Raw genomic sequence first — 18,119 nt, forward strand, 5'->3', positions numbered from 1 at the left:
ATGCAGAACCTGTTGGAATTCTTTTATAATTACAAAAATGCACGTATTAAAGATTAATAAAATCAATTTAAATGAATACAATAAAACATATCTATCTACTTTTTTTCGTGATACTTTTAAGTAGCTGTAGCGATGGTAAAAACGCAAAAACAAAAGTATCAACCTCTGAAGAAAGCACTTCTAATTTAGAGAAAAAAGAACCTCTTAACATCTTTAAAGAAACAGACATTAAAAAAATAGAAAACCTATTGAGTGCCATAGGCGATGTTAAAGGAAACACATCTCTTACAAACGATATGGCCCCAAAACCCTGGTTTTGGGAAATTTATTTCGATACCAAAGATTCAACTACTCAAATATCAGCCATATATAGCAGGTATCTTACTTCGCCTTATCTTAATAGGTATCCACATACATATAGCAACACACAACTAAAACTAGAGTTATTTCATTTTTCAGATACTGATAGCACTGAAACCCAAAATTATAAAAGCAGCTTGTTTCCTTTAGATTCAATTAATTTAAAATTATTACCCAAGCTAGCTACAGAAGCCCTCAACCTTCATCAGCAAAAAAGCTACAAACAACAAGGCGACACCATTGTTGGTATTAAAATTTACCAACCAACGCTTTCACTTTTAAGTAAGATTAATATCATGTATAAAATTGGAAATCCTAATAAAAATTATTACAGAGACCCAACAAATAATCGCACCGATAAACAAGATGTTGCTACCTATGAATTTACTCATAAAGGCAAGTTTCTTCATTCTGAAAATCGTGGAAGACGAAATTTAAAGGATTATTATTAATCAGCAAGAGAATAAACAGAATGACGACAGAGAGTCTTGTAAAACTAGCAGAAAAAATCCCCGACTTTCCCATACTGTCGTTGGTTGAAGATTATAAGCATAACAGTAGTCCTAAAGCAAGAAAAGAAATGGAAGATATGTTTCGTGAAATGACAAGCTTGCTTTCTGACGAAAATAAGCAAGATGTCACCACTAGTCTTTCAACTTTTGAAACTCCAGAACCTACAGCATTGTATTACAATCGCGATGCTGTTCTTGACAAGTTGGATCTCGACGCCATTTCAGAAAACGCATTGGTTATTCATGGTGATTTAATAGTAAATACACTTTTGATTAATGCCGAAATAGACATTAATACCACATTAGTGGTGTTAGGAAATCTACGAGCCAAAAACATTATTTGCTCAGGTAGTGAAATTTATGTTGAAGAAAACATTCACGTTGCAAATAACTTTATAGCCTATTACAATCATGGTAGCATAAGAGCCAAAAAACTATATACCAATTTACTGCTTACTGATGATTATTGGGGGTTTCAAATATCAAATTACCAAGCCCTAAAAAATTGTCATTGGCAGGATAAAAAGGCGCTGTCTTATAAAAGTGTGATTAAACCAGCGTTGTTAGAAAGCATCATTGACGATGATGGCAAACGGCACCAATGGCTAAACTTTGAAAAAATTTGTGCCTATATAGAGGCTGATAAGGGTATTATATATTAAGGAATTTTGAAAATCAGAATAATTTATAAAAAAACAAATGACTAGCAATAAAACAATCGCCATAGCCGTACTTTTAGCAACACTCTCTAGTTGTATATCCAGACTGGAACAGCATGCACTCTATGGAACAATAGTTAATACACAAAAACACCCTATTGTAAATTGTACAGTTGGGGAAACAACAACGGATAGCAGTGGGTATTTTTATCTTCCAGAAAAACGCTATTCCAAATTTTTGCTTTCAGAGATGTTGATAATGGAAGCTTCTACAGTTGCTTATAAAATTCCAATTAAAAAAGAAGGCTATAAAACAACGTACATTATGTATCACGATTCTAGAGGCGGTGGCGCTAAAAAAGGTGCTACTCGTAATCTTGACACCATTTATCTAAAAAACAACAACCCAAAAAACCATGAGTAAAGAAGCATTCGAAAACTGGCTTTCATCCTTAAACCTTAAATATAATAAGGACTATTGGGGCATGACACTCACTATGAGCACCGTAAATATCGAGCATTGGCTTTACAGCCGCAACCAACTTAAACCTGAATATTTAAAGCTTACATTAAATATTTCCATTGCTGGATACTGGGTTGTGCAACTAGAACGAAAAGACCGACTTTTTTTAGCGCAATGGCGCGAAAGTGGATTATCGGTAGAATCACAACAACTTAAATACCGCAGACTAATACTGTGGCCAAAATTAGCATCTTATACAAAATTCCCACTTATGATACCTGCTTTAGAAACAGCTCTCGATGTAAAATTTATACACCACATTGATATAAGTACAGTAGGAATAGACCCAAAACAGTATTTAAAAAAGAGTTCTGAAATGCAGCAATGGTTAAAGCCCTGTGTAAATACTCTTGGTGAACATATGAGTTATGAGAACGAGTAATATACAAAATGAAATAGAGGCATTATTGCACGCACTTTCTGAAAAATATAGAAGTGATACCATTCCTGCTACCCAAAAGGAGTTAGAAATATTTAAGCATAAAGCAACTTTTTTTGGAGTTAACAAATCATTATTGAAGAGTTGGTGAATCTATATATTGCAGCTAATAACTTTAAATATGAAGTAATTTTAGGATTTCATTCTTGTACTGATGACATCATTTTTGAATGGTGGGAAGACAGTGAACTATGGCTTGGACAAAACGATTGTAACACCTTACGATGGGTAAATGGTAAGTTCTGTTTAGGTGATGCTTCAAATATAAGTTATACAAAAAACTATGAATACCCTAGTTTACTAGCACTTATAAAAGGATGCATAGATGAAATTAACGAATTGAATTATTAAAAACCATGAAAAAGTCGCCTGTTTATCATAGTAGCCCCAATTATAAACCCAGTAAATCCGATGTGCTTGCATTTGAACAAAACTACAAAATACATTTACCAGCCTATTATTTCAAGTTTTTATTGAAACACAATGGTGGCTCTCCTAAGCCATGCTTATTTACTAAAAATACAGATTTAGGTATTATTGTAATCAATTGGTTGAATGGTTTATTGGAAGACGAAAATGGGCTAGTTTGGAATATTGAAATATTCGACGGTCGCATACCCAAAAGGTTCCTTACCATTGGAGATGACTCTGGTGGAAACCAAATTTGTTTGGATGTTTCATTAAATAGTACGAATGGGGCTGTTTACTTTTGGAACCACGAAGAAGAATATGAGTTTGATAATGAAAACGAAATTTTAAACAACATGTATTTTCTTGCCAATTCATTCGAAAGTCTTATCACAAGCTTGGTAACCGATGAAAAGCTATAAAATAAATTTTGATTTATGAGTAAGTTACTTGCAATAGAAAATTCCATTAAAACAGAATTTTAATTTCTCATTCATGCGTGTAATTACGAATTAAAACATTATACGGCTCCTAGCATTAACCAAAACACTTTTTATGTGTTGGAATATTATAATAAAACTTATGATAGACTCATAGAAATGCGTTATCAGGTTTTATCCAATGGCTACACAAACTTTTATGGAGTATTTAAACGAATTAGCAATGGCAAAGCGCCGCATTTTAAAGACAACCTCAATTACCTACCCTTTACAAGAGTTAAATCATATTATAAAAACTCTCTTATCAATAATATATCGTCAAATCGTTATCAAAAAAACTGTAATGCTCTAATTAAAGCGTATGCACAGCTTTTAAAAACAAACAACAAATTTCTAAATAGTCACACTTGGTTTTCTCGTGAGCAACTATTAAAGAACGAAAGGGAAATATATGTTTTTAACCGTGACTGGAAACCCCAACAATGGATTATAAAGACCATAAAGGACTTCAACGATAAATTTGAAACTCGTTTTATTGTTACTAAAAATTCCAATGACATACCGCCCTATGAAATACCTGAAAGCACGCTATCTCTTACCGATACAGTTACCCATAACATCCTTACATTTCGTTATGGTTGGAAAAGTCGAGATGTTTCAGTTATAGAAATTATCATACAAAAAGAAGAAACAATAACAACCGTAGAATTTGAAAACCCTAATATAAAAAGCATTATTCATAACTTATTAGATACCATTTAAATATAACAAACTCATGGTAGTTTCCCAGATCAGTAAAGACAATATTAATATAACCAACAATGAGAAATCTGTTTACAAGGCCATTTATCAGGGTATCAAGTACACCTTGGTACTAAAAGAACTCACAGAAATAAGAATGTCGGTTTATGTGTATTTTGATGTGAAGTTTTATAAAGACAATACCGTAATGCTATCTGGCGAAATGCCACAACCTGACAAATACTACAATCCTTTCTCACCTAATAATAGGTATGTAAACATGCCGTTGCGTAAAAACGGTGGTATTATAGATTTGAGTACTGGCGCAAAATGTAGCAGTTCGGTAGGTTGGTTAGGAGGGAATATCTTTAATCAAGCTAGCACAAAAATGATTGTTAATGCTGTTAGACAATTTAAGGTTATGGACCTTGAACACATGGAATCATGCTACCATGCTGTCGCAACCGATGGCGACCTGATGGAAGCTTTCTTTTTAAACAACGATACCATTGCCCATTTTATTGATGGTAGCACTCTAGAAGTGCACCATTTAAAAACAAACACAAAAAACGTTATAAAAATGCCGTCTCCTTTTGAGAAGTTTGATGTTAACCCAAACACTTACCAAACTTTAATCGACAAGCAAATACATTGTCTTGCTTTACCCAGTGGTGGCATGGCACACACCATACTGCTTAATAAATGGCAGTATATAAATACAAAAGATAAACTGGTATTTAAAACCCTAATACCAACATCAAACATAAAATACAGCAAAGGGTACAAACGGGATTATTGCGATGTAACGCCTATTTATGTTGAACTAAAAACTAAATATTTATAAACAAAAACATTATGAATTTTTTAAAAAATATATTCAATAAAAACAACGACACACCACAAACCAAAGCTCTTAATAACAAATTTACTGCGTACTTTACTGCAAACGAGCCTTGCTTACCAATAACAGATGATCTATTAGAAACCTACGCCACAAAAGTACCGCCGTATTTAGTATCGCTATGGAAAAATTACGGTTTTGGAAATTTTAACAACGGCTTAATAGAGTTGGTAAATCCAAAAGATTTTGAGTCCTCCTTATCAACTTGGTTAGGCCGAGAAATAGATAATTATGTACCATTTGCCATTAGTGGTTTTGGCGAATTATTTTACTACAGAAAACTTACCGACACCGATGAAGATGTTTGCATGATAGATATTCAATACCGAAATATAGAAGTTGTTGAATGGAGTTTAGAATCGTTTTTTGAAGAGGTCCTAACACACAAGACATCGCGTGAGGAATGGCTACGCGAGTCGTTGTTTAAAAAAGCTGTTGCCAAATACGGCGCTTTAAGTACCAATGAGGTATTTACAATTGTACCAATGCTAGCATTGGGAGGTTCTTTAGAAACTAAAAATCTTAAAAAAGGAAATGCGCAAGCATATCAAAATATTGTTTTTCAAGCCACAATGTAAAAAAAACTTACCGTCAGATCAGGTAGTAAATTTATCTACAAAGGTTTCAAACTTTTTGTTTTTGTTAACCAAAACGGAGCCATGCCCAAAACAGATAACCTGCGGATGTAAGGCTTTTAATTTTTTTAATGAATTGATGTTCTCCTTTTGATTTGTTGTAAACATACCGGGCGGTAGGTGCAATCCTGTAAATGTGGTTAATAAATTCATATTAGTGGCAACATCACCAATAATTAACACGCCATCTTTTTCTCTAAAAAAGGAGAGATGGCCATCAGCGTGTCCTGGGGTTTCAATAACCCTGAAATTTTCAATATAATCGTTTTCTTTTAGTGTTTTTGAAACTGCTTGTCCCCCACCTGCCCAATGTTTTTGCTGAAGCTTTGCAATTACTCCTTGACTTGCTGGATAATCTTTTGTCGCCAAGCCAGACTCTGCTCTAGCTACTTCTTTTTCATGGCAATATAAGGGTACCTTAAATTGACTACAAATTTCGTTAATACATCCCTGATGGTCAGCATGAGCATGTGTTAGTGCATGTAAATGTATCGGGACATCAGTAACGCTTTTGACTATTTTTTTATAAGAATTTCTTATCCCTGAATCAATTAATACGCCTTCAATAATATAACAGTTTATACCATTTCTTGGCATTAACGGAATGTGATATACATCTTTTGCTACAGTTTTCATTTAGTTACGTTTTGTAGCAAAAGTATGGCAAGTAAGCCATCAAAATAAGGACATTTGTCCTAATTGACTTCTTGAAAAATATCTTTCTTTACTCTAGTAAGCGTACGTTGGGTAATGCCTAAATATGACGCTAAATCATCTACTTTTGTTCGCAAAATAAGTTCTGGGTTAGTTTCAAGTAGTTGTATATATTTTGCTTTTGCAGTTTTATTATTGAATTGGCATAAATACCGTTGCTTTTCTAAATATTCTTGTGCTAACAATGCGTTTGTGAAAATTTCCTAGGCTGGTATGGTGGCTAGTAATTATTTAAAATCTGAATACGAAATAAGCAATAAATCACAGGGCTCTATAGCTTGAATGCTATTTTCAGAAGGTGTACCATTCATAAAACTATCATATAAAGTTACAAACTGGCTTTCAAACTTAAAGCAGGTAATGGTTTCACTACCATTACCATCAGTTGCTACCATTTTTACGGCGCCTTTTTTTATAAACCCTATATGCTTACAAACCGTATTTTACCTCACAAAAAACTCATTTTTATTAAGCTGCCTGTGTTCAAACAAGGTATGTATTTTATCAATTTCTTCTGCCTTGAACAAAGCGTGATGGTTTAAATAATTTTGCAAACGTTTTTTCATTGGTTTCACTCCTTTTGTCATGTAAATATACCTAATTTAAAACCAAGTGTATGCGTAGCTGATTTAAAACAAAAAATCACTGTTTTTAGGGATATACAGGAATCATTTCCTCCATAATTTTGAACTCAAAATAATATGAATCATTTTAAAAATTATAAAAATGGATACATACACCCGCATTAAAAAAGAATTCCCTAAAACGATAACCGTACCACAAGAATTAAAGCTATTATGTGATTGGGTTGATGAAAACAACTACCCTATTAGCGGTCTTTTTGAGCTTCAGGAAGACGATGGAGATAGTATAAAGAGCTGGTTTGATGATGCAACTATTTCAGACCGTTTTGGTGTTTTTGGTTTTGGTCCAGATGGTTCTATTTATGCCTTTTGGCTAGATGATGATGGCAATCAAAAAATTGTGCATTTAGGCTCTGAAGGTGATGCATTGTACATATTAGCAACCTCATTTATTGACTTTTTACGTTTACTAGCCATTGGCTACGATGAAATAGGAAACGCTGATATGACAAAAACTGCCTATCAATGGAATGATGCAGATGACGACGAATCTGTGAACCCAGATTTTCAAGATTGGGTGAAAACCTCGTTTAAGGTTAGCATACCAAAAACAGGCAACGAAATTACAAACACAAACGACCCACATTTTAAAAACTGGGTTCATAAAAAACAGGATACTTATGACAACTAAAAAAACACCAATTAGCATGTATATTGCTTTTGCCATTCACTGCATCATTGTTCTTTCATTTGCTATAGATGGCGACCCCATACGCAACCAAGTAGCTCTTTTTTGTACTATTCCGTTAGCTATAAATCTTGTAGGCTTACTGCTTACTCTGGTTACCAACAAAACTCTACTTGGAGCAAAACTATTTAAATACACTTGCTTTATATTTATTCCTATTGGAGTCATCGGAATTTTAGGGGCCAACAAACTTATTGAATCTGTAAACAAACCATAAATGAAAACTTACAAACTGAACCAAAACACAAACAAAATAATACCAGGGCTTATTATATTTATTTTATGTTCTATGTATATATCTTTTAAACAAACAGGACACATGAGTCTTTCGCTAATAGTCCCGATTATTGTTTTAATATTACGGTACTTTTGGCAAAAAAGCCATAAAGCGCTTATTATAAATACAACCCATTTAGAGTTTAGCACTGCGCCATTACAGAGCAAGCGCTTTATAAAATATAATGATCTACAGGGTACTCATTTTGACCCAAGAAAGAAAAAAATTGTGTTTACAACAAAAGCTTCTAAAAAAAATTAAACTTTCACTGAAAGAATTTCATAAAAACGATAGACAGACTATCGTAGACGAAATTTTTAAAAAAATACCGAAATAAAAAACAATTTTATAATTCATTTAACTAACATACATTACACATCTATGAATACTAAAACCATCATACTACTTTTTACAATTATACTCGCTTTTATGTCTTGCAACACAAAAAAGCCTTTAGAATGGGATGATGAAATTGCAAACCTTACCAATAAAAACTTAAAAGGCTGGCTACAAAAGGCACCTTTTAATAACGAGTGGATTATTGACAATAATGATGACAGCTATGTATTTACCAATCTTGAACAAGTATTTCCATTTATGGGAAAATTTAACGATTTCAAAAAAGATACCAGCAAAGAGCACGCCAATGTATATGAAGAAGAAACGGTGGTTTTTAAAGACACGCTTTGGGGAGAATCGTTTATGTATGGAATGCTGTTATACCAGCCAACCGAATTATTTTTAAAAGATTATTATAGCGAACGAGGTAATATTATATTTTCTGGTGTCAATGCCTCTAATGAAGTTTATACAGCTAGTTTGTCTGAAACATTTTTACATGAAAAGAACACCAAGTATAAAGCTGCTGTTTATTGGGTAAGTTGTGGTTATAAAACCTATCTTTTTGGATTTTACCAACAAGGGCAATTGGTATTTGAATTTGGGTTTCCTTGCAAAAAAGACAATCAACTAGAAGGTCTTGAAAAATTAAAACAAATTAACATCGCTTTAGGGGTAGACATCAAACAATGGGAAAATGCCACTATTAACGACCTACAAATTAATCGTCACCCAAAGAGTTTTAAATAAGCTTTTATATTAAAATAGTTATGAATGATATGATACCCTTTTCATAATAAATGTAAGCCTTTCTCAATCCCTTTAATAAATAAAGCTAATTGCTCTCTTTCACTTCTTTGGCAGTTTTGTACTCTTCATCAACAGTACAGATTATACTTCTTCTTCATCCGTATTTTGGATTGTAGCTAAAAATTTTGAATAGAAATAAGCCATGGCTTCATCTTCAGGAAAAACATATAATAAAAATTGTTCTCCTTTTTTATTGGTGTATAAATTAATAGAAACGTGAACGTAATCATTTTCTGCTGATAAGCAGCAAACAGGTTCTAAAGCCAAAACCAAAGCATTTTTATCTCTATTTAACAGCAGTACCTTATATTCTCTGATTGTATAATAATCAATAATTTCAGCCTCTTTTGAAAGTAATCGGGTTATCTCTTTTTCAGAGCTTGTTGCATTGAAAATTGTTAGCAAAGGGCTTTTTTCTTGAACTTTAATCATTCCTACATAAGGAAGTATCTCGCCGTAAGGACTTACATCAACTGTATTTAAAGGTATGGTATCAGTAACTTTTACTATTTGAGAGGCTACATCTTTGTACGCCTGACGTTCGCTACCTGTTAGATTATTTTTAAATGTTTTCCAGGATACCGTATCTAATTTTACTTGAGTTCTTTCTTCTACCAGTGTTTTAGCAACGTGTAAATCGTACAAGGCTCGTGACAATAGTGATGAATCACCTTTTTCACCTATATATACACTATTTCCCTCCAAAGCATTGGTACTTTCAAAAATAACGTGAACCCTTTCTTTTTCTATATAATGAAAAAAGACTGTTATATAGACCATATATCGATCATAAAAAATGATACTTTCCGCATCTTGATATACTATATGTTTTATCTGGGATGAATATTTTTTCAATATTTTATCCATTGAAACTACATCGGCTTGGCTGTTTTCAATTAAATAGACACGTCCACCAAAACCGTTGAAGGTTACTAATTTTGATTTTAATTTAAGAATTCGGGAAAGTCTGTTGTTTGTTTTTAACTCTTTTTTAAACCGAGTCTTCACATTTTCTATATCGTAATGATAATGAAAAGGGATGTTTAAACCCAAGCCTGTAGCACACTCTTTTTTAGTTACCGTATTGGGAAATTTATGTGTTGCTTCCTTATATAATTTTGAATACTCATCAACAGGAATTGTCTTTTTACATCCCACAAGAGTTAAAACTAAAAATAAACAACTTAAGGATAATGATTTCATAACTGTTTTACATTATTTTTGTGTTTGAGGTGCTTCTTCTATAGCTAAAGTCTTAAACTCTCCTTTATTGTTATTATACTTGTACAGATGTACTCCTTTTATTTCTCTTTCGTTATGAATAGGGATTGTTAGTATTTTATCTTCTTTATTATAAATTATTTTAAAATAAGGTTTGGTATCAACTTCAGGGGAAAATTTAGGATAAAACGTTTCCAATTTTTCTGAAAAAACCATATTGGCACTTGAGTTGAACCTACCTGATTTTAAATTGATTACAAAAGCATGCACATCTTCTGGATTGGTCCAAAACCCAAAACGGGTACAGCTAAATAAATATGTATCTTCACTTAAATTGTAAATAGCATCAATTTGCATTCTTACCTCACCTTCTAACTTTAATTGTACTACATAATCTGAAAAAAGAAACAACTGTTCTTTGTTCTTCAAATATTGAACAATCTTTATTTCTGGTAGGTTGAGTGGGTAAGCCGTAATTACCCGTACATTTCTATCTTTCGAAACTACCGTTTTAACACTTGGCGTCTTAGTAGTGTAATCTGCTTTTATTTCTATACTATGGGAAGCTTTTGTATGAAGAAAGATACTATCTAAAAGGCTTTTAGATTTTCTCACTTGGTGAGCAGTATAGTCTTTTTTATAATGCTTTTTAAAAATTTGTTTTGTAAGTTGTTCCAAATCGTGTTTATTAATTTCATTGGTTTGTGCTTGAGACATTGAAACAAAACACATTACAGTGAATACTAAAAATAATTTGTTCATAAACTTTATTTTAAACGGCAATATTATTTTGCTTCACTTGTTTTTTTAAAAAAGAGATTACTTTTTCTGCATCTTGATCTTCTAAGCCACCAACAGGAAGTTTCACTTTTTTCCCTTCAGTAAAAAGAAGTGCTTCTTTTTTTTTGGAGCTATATTTAAGGTCTGTTATCGTTTTATATTTTATGAACTTTTTACTTTGAATTGGGGTAAATTTAAATTCTAGGTGGTGTGTATCAAAAGTAAGAACATCATTTTTTTTATGCCAATAATGTGAAAAAATCAATAGTATAAATAAAGGTACAACAGGTAATAATATGTAGCCTGTAGCTATAAAAAATATCAATAAAATGGCTCCTATAACAATAATAGCTACCATAGAGTTTTTTTGCAATTTTTCTTTGATCTTATAGGTTTTCATTGGTAATTGATTTTTTGTTTATATTGTCCAATATTATTTTTGCTCCTATTACCCCAATCAACCCTATTGGTACAAAAACGTAACTTGAGTACATAAAAATCTTGGCTCCTAACTTAGAGTTACTGGTAAATTGCAGTAAACAAAAGCCAATACAATTTATAGAGACAGGAATTGAAATAAATATTGCTAAAAACTTTATTGCACCTTCATCGTTACTTCCTTCAATACCAATAAGAAGTAATAAAATAAGGTGGATTGCCAAAGCAACATAAATTAATGTGTTTAGTTTTTTCATATGATATAGGTTTGTGTTATTAGCACAAACTTATGAGTATTAAAGAGAGGGGCACTCCCTGTTTTCAGGGATTTTAGTTTTCTGTTTCTTTATTAATTTTAATGTAATTAGCCCTATATCAGGAATTATAGCCTTTTTCATTAAACCAGAAATGGAATTAATTGGCTTACCTATGTTTACTAGAAGCTATTAGCTAGAGAATATCAATATCTTTATAAATTTCTTTGAATTTCAATTAATTATATGTGTTTTTATTCTTATTACTAAAAAAAGTGTACGGGCATATTATAAATAAAACCATTAATTTATAAATAACAAGCCGCTACAAATCTTTAAAGTCTAAATAGCAGCTTGTTTCACAAAACAAAATTACAACATCAACCAACTTCACTTAATTTACTTTAATGACTCATAAACAAATCATATACTGTATTGTTTGACTTCCACACATCTCTTTAATTTTTAGTAGATAATCGAATATTGCTTTATCTTACCCGATAACCATAACAATCAATATTTTAAAAATTAAATAGGTTTAAACTGGTTTTATTTTATAATAGGAATGAGCTTTTCATAGTATTTCTTAATATTCTTTTTTCGCTGCTTGTTATAGTAATAACTTTTGTAGGCTAATGGCGCATGAATAATTATTAAGATGAGGTTTAAAACCATAAATATTGCGGGTGCATATAAGTCCAATTGTTTAAGAATAGCTAAATAATACTCTACACCAGGCCTTATGTTGTTAGTTAATTTCTGCACTGTAAGAAAGCTTATAATAAGCGCCATAATTGCAGTTATCGTCATAATAACATGACGATCCCAAGGTAAAGATGGATACATCTTTTCTTCATTTTCTAGTGATAAATAAGATCCAAAACGCATTAACCTTCCATCTTTAGTGACATCTACTTCAACAGGCGTATCATCATCTTTTTCATCAGCTAAGATAAACGAAAGCCAATACCTGTTTTCAAATCTCAATTCTGTCGTTCCCATAAAGGTTTTTATTTGTTGTATATTTTGAGAGTTATCCATCGCTACTGAATACGTAGGTACGCCTTTAAGAGTACGCACATCTTCTGGTTTAGAATACTTTGGTTTTCGCCATAAATAATACAGAGCAACAATAAACAATAATCCTCCTGGTACTAATCCGTAAAGACCATAAACGCCCCAAAGTGCTGTGAGTGCCATGAAGAACAAGGCTGGAATCATTAGAAAAGCACCTATAGTACCTTTCCTTACTTTTTCAACAGCTTGAACTTCATGGCTAGTTTGCTTACGATTATTAATAAGCTCAACATCACTTCCTGCAACTTTCCCTACTTCTCCTTTTTCTATTTGTTTTTCAGCAATTATATGGTTTAAAAGAGAAAAGCTCTCGTTTAAACTTATAACTACTGGAAGTTTATCGGTTTTAATTACTTCAGCAGTATTATATTCCTTTAAATAGTCAAACCCTCGATCATCTAAAGTTACTTCTAACCCTCCAATTAAATTATGCCATATGGTATTGTAGCGAGTTTTTATACTATGCCAATCAAACTTACCTTTTAATAAATACACTCTATTATCTAGGCGTTTATGTGTTTTTTTATACTTTTTTTGCTCTTGTAAATCGTCTAGCAACTTACACTCCTTTTCTGTAAGTTCTCGGTGGTAGGTAAGTGTATTTATAGCTTGTTTGGCTGTTTTGCTGTCTCTATTTCTTCTTTTTTGATATACAATGGCATTATAGAGAGAATAAGAAAATACTGCAAAAACAGAGATTATGTACAGAGTGTTCATTTGGGTTTATTTAAAAAAATTATTAATTATGATTAACTTCAAAACGTGTGATAACAGTATGTTTTTCTTTATTTGTCCCATGAGTCCAAAAACTGTTGTCATAATGGTCTATTATATGATGATTTTTATATCCTCTGGGCAATTCAACATCAATAAGTTTTTCAGTAGTTAGATTAAGTAATTTCTGTCTAGTTTTCCAGGCATCAGAAGTTGTAAAAACAGGCGTTATGATACAATATTCGGTTGAAGAAGTAAACCGTCCTTTCTTTCCGTTTTTACCGCTGTCTAGTTCATTTTCATCTTGAAAGAATAGTGTTTTTCTTAAAGTATATCGTTTGTTTAAAAGGCTTTTTTCGAGAACACCTAAACACACATAGTTCATTCCGTATTTCAAATAATTTGATTTTGTACCCGATGAAAAAAAATAAAGCTTGTTGTTTTTTATCAGTGTATTTTCAAACAACATTTGCGCATGATGGTCGTAGTAATTATCAAGTACACCATCATGTCGTCTTTCTTCACTAAATGCCCAGTCTTTATCTATCAAGCTCATATCATAACCTTTATGTTTTAATAAATCGTAATAATTTAGGGTTATAAACTGATGGTACTTGTTAAATACAATAGAAGCTTCTTTTTTTTCAAAATCTACTTTTAAAAGTGACAATTGCCGGTAACTTCTAAAGCGACCGTATGTCACATTTATAGGAATAATATCGCTGTCAGACATACCTAACCCGCCAATGCTAGGTGTCACACTTACGGTTTCTATGTTATTGACCCACTCTCGACTTTGAAATGTGTTGTTTAATTTAATTGATATGGGGTGGGTAAAACTATCTTTTTTATACCACCATAATACTTGGTTTTTGTATGCCAACAATCCTTTAGGATGATTTATATAATTTTCATGTGCATTTAAAGGAAATGTAGAAGTTTCATTGTCTTTTATGTGAAATAAAGTACGTGTAAATTTATTAATAGATCCGTTGTAATGACTGCCCTGAATGATAAATTCTGTTTTAGATAAAGGAAGAAAATAATCGCTAAATACGTTTTCTTCAAATGTATAGGTCTCTTTCTTTATGAGTTTTAATGTGTCCATTCTGCAATTCTATTAAAAATTACGTATTAATTATTTTACAAATATGCTGACTTTAATATGACTATAAATCCCCAAAAACAGGGATAATATTTTTTTAATGTTATTTTAAATTTGTTTGCACAACTTCTATATGTAAACAATAATTTATGATGATAAGAAAAACAATCACTACCCTCCTACTTATAGTATATGTAAGCACGTTTGCTCAAGACGTAACCCTAGAAGAAATTTCTAATAACATAAAGCAAATAGAAACCGATACAACATTCACACTAACAGAGCAAAATCAATTAAAACAAATAAAAACGACTTTAGATGGTGGTTACCTTTTAAAAATTTGGCATAAGGGGCGTAAAATTTCCAAAATTGTAGAAGACATAGGACTTTCTTATGGTAGCATACAAACTACGGTGTATTTAACAAACCATACGCCTATTAAAATTATAGAATCTGAAGACATTTTTGCAGAAACACCTACAGGGTTAAATTACAAAAAACTAAACAACGCCTATAAAGTTACACACGACATTCTAAACTGGGAACACAAAAAAATAATCACAAAAGAAGCAGGAACACGCGTATTTAATACGCCTAAAAAAGCAATTCTTGATTACAACTTACTTATTGACAGTGCCAAAAAAACTATTGATGAATAATAGTGGTATAATTTCACTAAAAAAATGAAAACCCCTGAAAATAGGGATTTTTAAGCTTAAAAACCATCATACTTTTGAAAAAAAAAATCGTATGAAAACACATCACAAGTTACTATTCATTGGAATTTTATCTATGTATTCAATCCATTTTTCGTGGAGCCAACACAATTCATCAATATTTTCAGAAACAAAAGAAACAGCACGTATATCATTAAGTAGTTCTATAATTGTTTCAGAAAACAAGGAAATAGGCAATATATTTCAAAAATATATAGACAAGATCAACAAAACAAGTAACAAAGTTGATTTTAAAAACTTTAAACTCGATTCTAAATCATTTTCAGTATACAAAGAGAAAGGTAAAAACTGCTTAATACTATCTATCAATTTTTCAATGATGCTTAATTACGATAGTAACAAAGTTAATGCTTTTTTAAAGGCACTGAATCCTCAAGAAAATAAGGAACAAGAATTTACCATGAGTCTATATATTGATAATTAATGCTTGTTTTTATGAAAGTACTTAACATTAACACAATAGTTTTTATCCTATTTCTTAGCAGAGCCTCTTTAGAGGTAGTAGCTCAGAAAGAAATTGATTCTTCTTTTTATGTTACCAAATCTTTGTTGTTATCCAGTAAAAAAGTTGTCTACCAAAATAAAGTAATTTACGATGCTTTTAAAGAAATAAAAAAACTAAAAAAAAGAGCCCCTGATATATATTATGACATCGATTATGTACCATTGTCTTTAATAGATAACATTTTATCTTATGAAAAAAACAAAATGGAACAGCCACGAAATAGTTATATGACTGGCCATAGTTTTGTACAAACAATAAATTTAAAAACGCAAGAACCATATAGTTTATTGAATTTTGTTGAAGAAGCATCGTTACTTAGAGCCCTTAAAAACGACCCATATATCAATACTTTAAAAAATATTGATTTACAGAAGTTAAAAAAATGTAAGTCGTTTAATAAAGCTTTAGAAATACTAAACAAAAGACTGTATAAAGACAATCATTTTACCCCATACAGCTATGCTATACTAAATTACATCCCCCATAAAAACAAAGTATTAGTAAGGCTTATTAGAACAGTATCATCTAACATGACAATTACAGAATATCTTCAATTAGGATTAAAAGTTACACCTTCAAAACTTTTTAAAGAAAAGATTAAAAGGAATAAACCGTTTTTTCTTTCCACATACAAAACAGGAAGGTTAGCCGCTCAAAGTTTTTATAAAAAATAAAACACATTTGAAAACAGTGAAATTACATACTACAATACTCTGTTTAGCATTACTTAGCTCTTGTAACAATACCAGTACCTTACAAAAAAGTAAGCAAGAAGAACCAGTTAAAATCCCACAATCACAGCTTTTAAAAACCAAAATGTCTGCCAAACAATATGACCTTTTCAAAAAACAAATACGTAATGAAAGTGAATTACTTAAAAAAATTCATACAGCTGAATCACAGTTCGTCTATACAACCTATCATTATATGCAAGGAACAACAACTCTAATAACGTTGTTTTTAGATAGAAATGGTACCGGACACATCAAAAATATAACAAGCAATAGCATTCAGAAATTCACATGGACAGAACAACGTTCTGCAATACACTTTACCCTTATAAATGAAACAAACAAACTTCCTTTCAATAAGTTAAAACGTATAGATCGTAAAACGCTGATGTATCAATCAGAAAATAATAAACAAAAGATGCTATTCCATGGAAAACTAAACGATGAAGATATTTTAGAAATTTTGAATGTAATTGAAAATATGTCTAAAAACAGAGGTCAAAAAACGACTATTACAAACAATAAAACACATATATCAACTACTAAAACATCCAATTAAATGAGATTTAAAAAAAGATATATTTTTCTCATTATTATTTTGAGCCCCTTATTTTACTACTTGGGAAATCAGCTAATTGCGAAGTTATACAATATAAAATATCCGCTTTTAAATGAGCAAATTACAGCTAGAGATTATACTATAGAACTTGTTTTTAATTCTAAATACCTATCGCAAGTAACCAAAGGCGGTGGTTATTTTAATAAAAACGACGTTTCTTATGTGATGCTAGATACCTTAAACGAGCAATTCGTGTTTGCTGCCAATGGATTTCAGGATAAAACTAATCAAACGAAACACATGGATTTAAGCAAGTCTAAATTTTCTGATATATATCCAGCAACGGATGTGATTGTCTCTAAAAATGGTACAGTCATTCTTTCACAGGCTAACCCTCAAAAAAACTTTCGAGACTCTATAAGAAAACACACCAAGGCAGTGCAACCTTTGAAGAATAGTAATGAAATTACTTCAAAACCACTTATAAAAAAAGTCTTTGAATCAAAAGACAAACTCCATCTGAATAGTTTAAACCCACTACAAGTTTTTGCATTACACCCAACTGGCCCTAAAACAACTAAAACTTGGAGCGGGCATCAATATCTTAAAGTATGGATTAACAACAGTTATATTTATTTTAGAACCGCTACCAACAACACAGCTATCAATCTGTACAATGTAACCCTTAAAAATAACGAACGCTTAACGCTTATGCATCTTCAAGGCTCAATATATATAATAAATATTATTAATGATGGCGATATGATACCACAGTGTGAATAAAAATAATTCTCTTATTTTAGTTCTTTGTTACTACAAAATAATACTTTCGTTACTTGTTACAGTTTTTTAAAAATATAAGTTTTTCTGTTCTAACCTTTTTTTTTATACAACTTTGTTGGTCTCAA

General features: G+C 31.4%; 28 protein-coding genes. 18 read left to right on the plus strand and 10 right to left on the minus strand.

The features are described from left to right. The first annotated feature begins 71 nt into the window (after positions 1-71). The 10 genes from Q0663_RS07085 (at position 72) to Q0663_RS07130 (ending at position 5,561) form a co-directional block, all read left to right on the plus strand. Positions 72-812 (plus strand): hypothetical protein, encoded by a 741-nt coding sequence (locus tag Q0663_RS07085; RefSeq protein ID WP_299008689.1) that lies wholly within the window; start codon positions 72-74, stop codon positions 810-812. Positions 813-832: 20 nt separating this feature from the next. Beyond that, positions 833-1,534 carry a hypothetical protein gene (locus Q0663_RS07090; protein ID WP_299008692.1) on the plus strand — a complete coding sequence of 234 codons (702 nt, stop codon included), beginning with the start codon at positions 833-835 and terminating at the stop codon, positions 1,532-1,534. A gap of 37 nt (positions 1,535-1,571) precedes the next feature. After that, positions 1,572-1,955: a hypothetical protein gene (locus Q0663_RS07095; RefSeq protein WP_299008694.1), complete on the plus strand. Its 384-nt coding sequence runs from the start codon at positions 1,572-1,574 to the stop codon at positions 1,953-1,955. After that, a complete protein-coding gene (locus Q0663_RS07100) occupies positions 1,948-2,436 on the plus strand; it encodes a hypothetical protein (protein ID WP_299008697.1) in 489 nt (162 codons plus the stop codon). Before Q0663_RS07095 ends, Q0663_RS07100 begins: the two co-directional genes overlap by 8 nt. Then, the gene (locus tag Q0663_RS07105; protein ID WP_299008699.1) at positions 2,423-2,584 is read left to right on the plus strand and encodes a hypothetical protein; all 162 of its coding nucleotides are present in this window, start codon (positions 2,423-2,425) and stop codon (positions 2,582-2,584) included. The genes Q0663_RS07100 and Q0663_RS07105 overlap by 14 nt, the downstream gene beginning before the upstream one ends. Continuing rightward, complete coding sequence (locus Q0663_RS07110) at positions 2,581-2,844, plus strand: hypothetical protein (RefSeq protein WP_299008700.1); 264 nt, start codon at positions 2,581-2,583, stop codon at positions 2,842-2,844. The genes Q0663_RS07105 and Q0663_RS07110 overlap by 4 nt, the downstream gene beginning before the upstream one ends. 5 nt (positions 2,845-2,849) lie before the next feature. Next, positions 2,850-3,323 (plus strand): SMI1/KNR4 family protein, encoded by a 474-nt coding sequence (locus Q0663_RS07115; RefSeq protein WP_299008702.1) that lies wholly within the window; start codon positions 2,850-2,852, stop codon positions 3,321-3,323. 135 nt (positions 3,324-3,458) lie between these two features. Beyond that, the gene (locus Q0663_RS07120; protein ID WP_299008704.1) at positions 3,459-4,103 is read left to right on the plus strand and encodes a hypothetical protein; all 645 of its coding nucleotides are present in this window, start codon (positions 3,459-3,461) and stop codon (positions 4,101-4,103) included. Positions 4,104-4,116: 13 nt separating this feature from the next. Then, a complete protein-coding gene (locus tag Q0663_RS07125) occupies positions 4,117-4,926 on the plus strand; it encodes a hypothetical protein (protein ID WP_299008706.1) in 810 nt (269 codons plus the stop codon). 11 nt (positions 4,927-4,937) lie between these two features. Further along, the gene (locus tag Q0663_RS07130) at positions 4,938-5,561 is read left to right on the plus strand and encodes a T6SS immunity protein Tdi1 domain-containing protein (RefSeq protein ID WP_299008708.1); all 624 of its coding nucleotides are present in this window, start codon (positions 4,938-4,940) and stop codon (positions 5,559-5,561) included. A gap of 18 nt (positions 5,562-5,579) precedes the next feature. Here Q0663_RS07130 and Q0663_RS07135 read toward each other — a convergent pair whose 3' ends face one another. From Q0663_RS07135 to Q0663_RS07145, 3 genes are read right to left on the minus strand one after another with little or no spacing between them, the layout of a single operon-like run. Further along, positions 5,580-6,254, minus strand: a complete 675-nt coding sequence (locus Q0663_RS07135; RefSeq protein WP_299008709.1) for an MBL fold metallo-hydrolase — start codon at positions 6,252-6,254, stop codon at positions 5,580-5,582. Between the two features lie 59 nt (positions 6,255-6,313). Beyond that, on the minus strand, positions 6,314-6,517 hold the full coding sequence (locus Q0663_RS07140) for a hypothetical protein (RefSeq protein WP_299008711.1): 204 nt from the start codon (positions 6,515-6,517) through the stop codon (positions 6,314-6,316). A gap of 42 nt (positions 6,518-6,559) precedes the next feature. Continuing rightward, complete coding sequence (locus tag Q0663_RS07145) at positions 6,560-6,757, minus strand: Crp/Fnr family transcriptional regulator (RefSeq protein WP_299009642.1); 198 nt, start codon at positions 6,755-6,757, stop codon at positions 6,560-6,562. Positions 6,758-7,058: 301 nt separating this feature from the next. Between Q0663_RS07145 and Q0663_RS07150 the strand changes: the two genes are divergently transcribed. Further along, positions 7,059-7,607, plus strand: coding sequence for a hypothetical protein (locus tag Q0663_RS07150; RefSeq protein ID WP_299008714.1), 549 nt, complete (start codon positions 7,059-7,061; stop codon positions 7,605-7,607). A 36-nt stretch (positions 7,608-7,643) separates the two neighbouring features. On the opposite strand, the gene Q0663_RS07155 is transcribed toward Q0663_RS07150, so the two are convergent. Continuing rightward, complete coding sequence (locus Q0663_RS07155) at positions 7,644-7,832, minus strand: hypothetical protein (protein WP_299008716.1); 189 nt, start codon at positions 7,830-7,832, stop codon at positions 7,644-7,646. Positions 7,833-7,881: 49 nt separating this feature from the next. Between Q0663_RS07155 and Q0663_RS07160 the strand changes: the two genes are divergently transcribed. Then, positions 7,882-8,202, plus strand: coding sequence for a hypothetical protein (locus Q0663_RS07160; RefSeq protein WP_299008718.1), 321 nt, complete (start codon positions 7,882-7,884; stop codon positions 8,200-8,202). Positions 8,203-8,322: 120 nt separating this feature from the next. Next, positions 8,323-9,030 (plus strand): hypothetical protein, encoded by a 708-nt coding sequence (locus Q0663_RS07165; RefSeq protein ID WP_299008720.1) that lies wholly within the window; start codon positions 8,323-8,325, stop codon positions 9,028-9,030. Between the two features lie 141 nt (positions 9,031-9,171). On the opposite strand, the gene Q0663_RS07170 is transcribed toward Q0663_RS07165, so the two are convergent. From Q0663_RS07170 to Q0663_RS07195, 6 genes are all read right to left on the minus strand, one after another. Then, positions 9,172-10,293, minus strand: a complete 1,122-nt coding sequence (locus Q0663_RS07170; RefSeq protein ID WP_299008722.1) for a hypothetical protein — start codon at positions 10,291-10,293, stop codon at positions 9,172-9,174. A 12-nt stretch (positions 10,294-10,305) separates the two neighbouring features. After that, a complete protein-coding gene (locus tag Q0663_RS07175) occupies positions 10,306-11,073 on the minus strand; it encodes a hypothetical protein (protein ID WP_299008724.1) in 768 nt (255 codons plus the stop codon). A 10-nt stretch (positions 11,074-11,083) separates the two neighbouring features. Further along, on the minus strand, positions 11,084-11,491 hold the full coding sequence (locus Q0663_RS07180; protein ID WP_299008727.1) for a hypothetical protein: 408 nt from the start codon (positions 11,489-11,491) through the stop codon (positions 11,084-11,086). Continuing rightward, on the minus strand, positions 11,478-11,786 hold the full coding sequence (locus Q0663_RS07185; RefSeq protein WP_299008730.1) for a hypothetical protein: 309 nt from the start codon (positions 11,784-11,786) through the stop codon (positions 11,478-11,480). Before Q0663_RS07185 ends, Q0663_RS07180 begins: the two co-directional genes overlap by 14 nt. A gap of 546 nt (positions 11,787-12,332) precedes the next feature. Next, positions 12,333-13,577 carry an IgaA/UmoB family intracellular growth attenuator gene (locus tag Q0663_RS07190; protein ID WP_299008733.1) on the minus strand — a complete coding sequence of 415 codons (1,245 nt, stop codon included), beginning with the start codon at positions 13,575-13,577 and terminating at the stop codon, positions 12,333-12,335. A 22-nt stretch (positions 13,578-13,599) separates the two neighbouring features. After that, positions 13,600-14,682, minus strand: a complete 1,083-nt coding sequence (locus Q0663_RS07195) for a hypothetical protein (protein WP_299008736.1) — start codon at positions 14,680-14,682, stop codon at positions 13,600-13,602. 146 nt (positions 14,683-14,828) lie between these two features. On the opposite strand from Q0663_RS07195, the gene Q0663_RS07200 reads away from it, so the two are divergent. The 5 genes from Q0663_RS07200 to Q0663_RS07220 all read left to right on the plus strand — a co-directional run bounded on the left by Q0663_RS07200 (position 14,829) and on the right by Q0663_RS07220 (position 17,994). Beyond that, positions 14,829-15,338 carry a hypothetical protein gene (locus tag Q0663_RS07200; RefSeq protein WP_299008740.1) on the plus strand — a complete coding sequence of 170 codons (510 nt, stop codon included), beginning with the start codon at positions 14,829-14,831 and terminating at the stop codon, positions 15,336-15,338. A 91-nt stretch (positions 15,339-15,429) separates the two neighbouring features. Beyond that, positions 15,430-15,840 carry a hypothetical protein gene (locus tag Q0663_RS07205; protein ID WP_299008743.1) on the plus strand — a complete coding sequence of 137 codons (411 nt, stop codon included), beginning with the start codon at positions 15,430-15,432 and terminating at the stop codon, positions 15,838-15,840. Positions 15,841-15,851: 11 nt separating this feature from the next. Then, positions 15,852-16,595 (plus strand): hypothetical protein, encoded by a 744-nt coding sequence (locus tag Q0663_RS07210; RefSeq protein ID WP_299008745.1) that lies wholly within the window; start codon positions 15,852-15,854, stop codon positions 16,593-16,595. A 7-nt stretch (positions 16,596-16,602) separates the two neighbouring features. Next, entirely contained in the window at positions 16,603-17,211 is a 609-nt protein-coding gene (locus Q0663_RS07215) for a hypothetical protein (RefSeq protein ID WP_299008748.1), read from the plus strand. Then, on the plus strand, positions 17,212-17,994 hold the full coding sequence (locus tag Q0663_RS07220; RefSeq protein ID WP_299008751.1) for a hypothetical protein: 783 nt from the start codon (positions 17,212-17,214) through the stop codon (positions 17,992-17,994). Positions 17,995-18,119: the final 125 nt, after the last annotated feature.

Source organism: uncultured Tenacibaculum sp. (assembly GCF_947504135.1).
Lineage (GTDB): Bacteria > Bacteroidota > Bacteroidia > Flavobacteriales > Flavobacteriaceae > Polaribacter.